Source organism: Idiomarina sp. UBA4206 (assembly GCF_002383015.1).
Taxonomy (GTDB): domain Bacteria; phylum Pseudomonadota; class Gammaproteobacteria; order Enterobacterales; family Alteromonadaceae; genus Idiomarina; species Idiomarina abyssalis.
In genome coordinates, this window is record NZ_DFTS01000052.1 from 2,781 (window position 1) to 6,496 (window position 3,716).

Annotated in this window: 2 protein-coding genes and 1 pseudogene; 1 reads left to right on the forward strand and 2 read right to left on the reverse strand. The window is 50.3% G+C overall.

Annotation, left to right across the window (positions count from 1 at the left end):
* Positions 1 to 196: 196 nt before the first annotated feature.
* Positions 197 to 1,891: a bifunctional isocitrate dehydrogenase kinase/phosphatase gene (gene aceK, locus B3180_RS10965; RefSeq protein WP_286844503.1), complete on the forward strand. Its 1,695-nt coding sequence runs from the start codon at positions 197 to 199 to the stop codon at positions 1,889 to 1,891.
* Here aceK and aceA read toward each other — a convergent pair.
* On the reverse strand, positions 1,875 to 3,212 hold the full coding sequence (gene aceA / locus B3180_RS10970) for an isocitrate lyase (RefSeq protein ID WP_278358190.1): 1,338 nt from the start codon (positions 3,210 to 3,212) through the stop codon (positions 1,875 to 1,877). The two genes, aceK and aceA, sit on opposite strands and share 17 nt — an antisense overlap.
* 42 nt (positions 3,213 to 3,254) lie before the next feature.
* Positions 3,255 to 3,716: pseudogene (locus B3180_RS10975) on the reverse strand (malate synthase A); the annotation flags it as partial.

Below are 3,716 nucleotides of genomic sequence, written 5' to 3' on the forward strand. Positions count from 1 at the left end.
ACATCCAGATAAACCAGCAGGTTCAAATCAATGTCTTTGATGGTATTCATAGCTATCCAGAATAAGTGGAATATGAAAAATCTATCGGGATTATAAATAGGGTGAATGTATAACGCCAGTCTTGTTTCTGTCATTATTGATGATTAACTTGATTCAAATAGAGAGTCGTTGTGACCGGTTTGGTGGATGAAAGACCATGACAATTAGCCCCGAGACCCTGGCAAAAAGTATTCTGGATGGCTTTCATAGCCACTACCGGCGTTTTCAGGCGCTGACTCAGGGGGCACGTGAACGTTTTTTGCAACGGGACTGGACAGCCGTTGTGTCGGCGGCCTCAGAGCGCATTCATTATTACGATCATCAGGTGGGTACAACCGCGAAGAAAGTCGAGCGGCGTGTGGGTAATGCGCTTGATGAAAACCTATGGCGTGCAACCCGGCAACGTTACCAGCAATTACTGAAGTTTCATCCGCAGGCGGAGCTTGCAGAGACTTTTTACAACTCGGTATTTTGCCGGGTGTTTGACCGTGCCTACTTTAATAACGACTATATTTTTGTAGAAACTGTGCTGGCGAACCACATTCCGGTACCGGTCGAGAACGAGTGTCACTCTTATTTTCCGGTGGTTGACGGGCTGGAGGGGACACTGACGCGGGTGTTTGAGGATATTGGCCTGGGCGGTGAATTTGAAAACTTTGAAAATGATATTGAACAGTTGCGCGATAAGTTTTTTGAGCGCGCAACTGAAACCGATATTGAAGCCCACAACCTGCGCATAGACGTACTTAAGTCACCATTCTACCGCAACAAAGCGGCATATATTGTCGGACGGGTAGTGACTGAAAATAACCATTACCCTTTTATTGTACCTGTGCTGATTAATTCGCAGGGCAAGCTTTATGTCGATGCTTTTATTACCCGTTCGGACCGCATGGCGACTATTTTTGGCTTTGCCCGTTCGTATTTTATGGTCGAAACCGAGGCGCCTTCTGCCTTGGTGCGGTTTTTGAAAGATTTAATGCCACACAAAACCCTGGCTGAACTTTATTCGTCGGTGGGCTTTCATAAGCAGGGCAAAACCGAGTTTTATCGCGAGTTTTTGCACCATTTGCGCCGCACAGATGACCAGCTTTCTGCTGCTCCCGGTGTCAAAGGTATGGTTATGACCGTATTTACGCTGCCGTCTTTTCCTTATGTATTTAAAGTCATTAAAGACCGGCTGGGCGGTACTAAGGAGTTTGGCCGGCAGACGGTAATTGATCGTTACCGCATGGTTAAGCGGCATGACCGGGTAGGGCGTATGGCCGATACGCTGGAATTTGTCGATGTGGCGTTGCCGCTGAAACGTATCTCTGCCGACTTACTGGAAGAGTTTAAGCAAACCATTAGCAATTCTATTTCGATAGAGGGTGACACTTTGGTGATTCACCAGTTGTTTGTTGAACGCCGAATGACGCCACTGAATTTGTACTTAGAATACGCCAATGACGAAGAAATAGACGCGGCGATGGATGACTACGGCCGTGCCTTAAAAGAAATGATGGCGGCGAATATTTTCCCCGGCGACATGCTGCTGAAAAACTTTGGCGTCACCCGGCATAAACGGGTGGTATTCTATGACTACGACGAAGTACGGTATTTAACGGACATGAGCTTTCGACGCTTGCCGGATAACGACTGGGAAGTGTCTATTGCCCCGGACGATGTTTTCCCGCAGCAGCTGGCGCAATTTGCGGTGCCGCAGGCGAAGTACCGTGACAAATTATTGAAGCGTCATCCTGAATTGATTGACCCGGCGTACTGGTGCCGGGTACAAAAAAACATCCGCAAGGGTGAGCTTACGGATGTCTTTCCTTATGATGCCGACTTGCGCTTTACGCAGAGGTTTTAAACTGGTCTTCCTCGGTTGAGCCTTTCAGTGCAGTAACTGAGGAAAGCCCGCCCTGAATCACGTTGGTCAGCTCGTCAAAGTAACCGGTACCGACTTCCTGCTGGTGCGCCACAAAGGTGTAGCCTTTGTCTGCTGCGTCAAACTCTTGCTGCTGCAGTTTAACGTAGGCAGACATGTCGTTGCGGGCATAGTCATGGGCCAATTCAAACATGTGATACCACATGTTGTGCACACCGGCCAAGGTAATAAACTGGAATTTGTAACCCATTGCGGCAAGCTCGCGCTGGAACTTAGCTATGGTGTCGTCGTCCAGGTTGCGTTTCCAGTTAAACGACGGTGAACAGTTATAGGCCAGCAGTTTGCCGGGGTATTTGGCATGAACGGCTTCAGCAAACTGACGCGCTTCGTCTAAGTCTGGTTTGGCGGTTTCACACCAGATAAGATCCGCAAACGGAGCATAAGCTAAGCCGCGTGAAATGGCCTGTTCAATGCCCGGCTTAACCCGATAGAAACCTTCGGCAGTGCGCTCGCCGGTAATGAAAGGCTTGTCATTCGGGTCGAAGTCAGAAGTCAGCAGGTCAGCGGCGTTGGCGTCAGTACGGGCCACAATCAGTGTTGGTGTCCCGGCAACGTCTGCAGCTAAACGTGCAGCTGAAAGCTTCTGCACCGCTTCTTGTGTTGGCACCAGTACTTTTCCGCCCATATGGCCGCATTTTTTCACTGAAGCCAGCTGGTCTTCAAAATGCACACCTGCAGCCCCGGACTGGATCATGCGTTTCATTAGTTCGTACGCATTGAGCACGCCACCAAAGCCGGCTTCAGCGTCAGCAACAATCGGCGCAAAGTAGTCTACGTAATTGTCGTCTTCCGGCGTAACGCCTTTTGACCACTGAATTTGATCAGCACGGGCAAAGGAGTTGTTAATGCGCTCAACCACCGTCGGTACAGAGTCGACCGGATATAACGACTGATCCGGGTACATGCTGCAGGCCGAGTTGTTGTCAGCCGCCACCTGCCAGCCGGAAAGGTAAATGGCCTGCAAGCCTGCTTTGACTTGCTGTACCGCCTGGCCGCCGGTTAAAGCACCCAGTGCGTTGACATAGTCTTTGCCAAATTTTTCCTGTGCTTTGCCGTGAATGAGCTGCCAGAGTTTATCGGCACCATTGCGGGCATAGGTGTATTCCGGCTGAACGGTACCACGCAGGCGGACTACGTCTTCGGCACTGTAAGGGCGCTCAACGCCTTTCCAGCGCGGGTCGGTGTCCCATTGCTTTTGTAATTCTTTAACCTGTTGTGCGAATGAAAGGTTCTGGGTTGTCATAAATAATTCCTTGTTGTTCTTTAATTGTTGCGAATTTTATTGTTATTTCAGTTGTTGGTAGCCGGGCAGAGTCAGAAAATCGACCAGCTCGTCGGCTGTGGTAATTTCTTCCAGCAGGCTCAGGGCCCGGGAAAAGGGTTCGCTCTTCCAGCGCTGTTCACCGACTTCATTTTTCACTACGTCGGCTTCTTCTTGCAGGTACTGTCGGAACAACTCTTTGGTAACCGGGGTGTTGTCGGAAAGCGTCTTGCCGTGGCGTATCCACTGCCAAATTGAGGTCCGTGAAATTTCAGCGGTGGCGGCGTCTTCCATCAGGCCGTAGATAGGCACGCAGCCTTTGCCGTTCAGCCAGGAGGCAATGTATTGCAGCGACACCCGAATGTTGGTGCGCATGCCAGCTTCGGTACGCTCGCCGTCACAGGGTTGCAGCAGTAAGGCCTGATCAATTGGCGTGTCGTTTTCACGCAGTACGTGAAGCTGGTTGTCGCCTTCGATACCATCGAC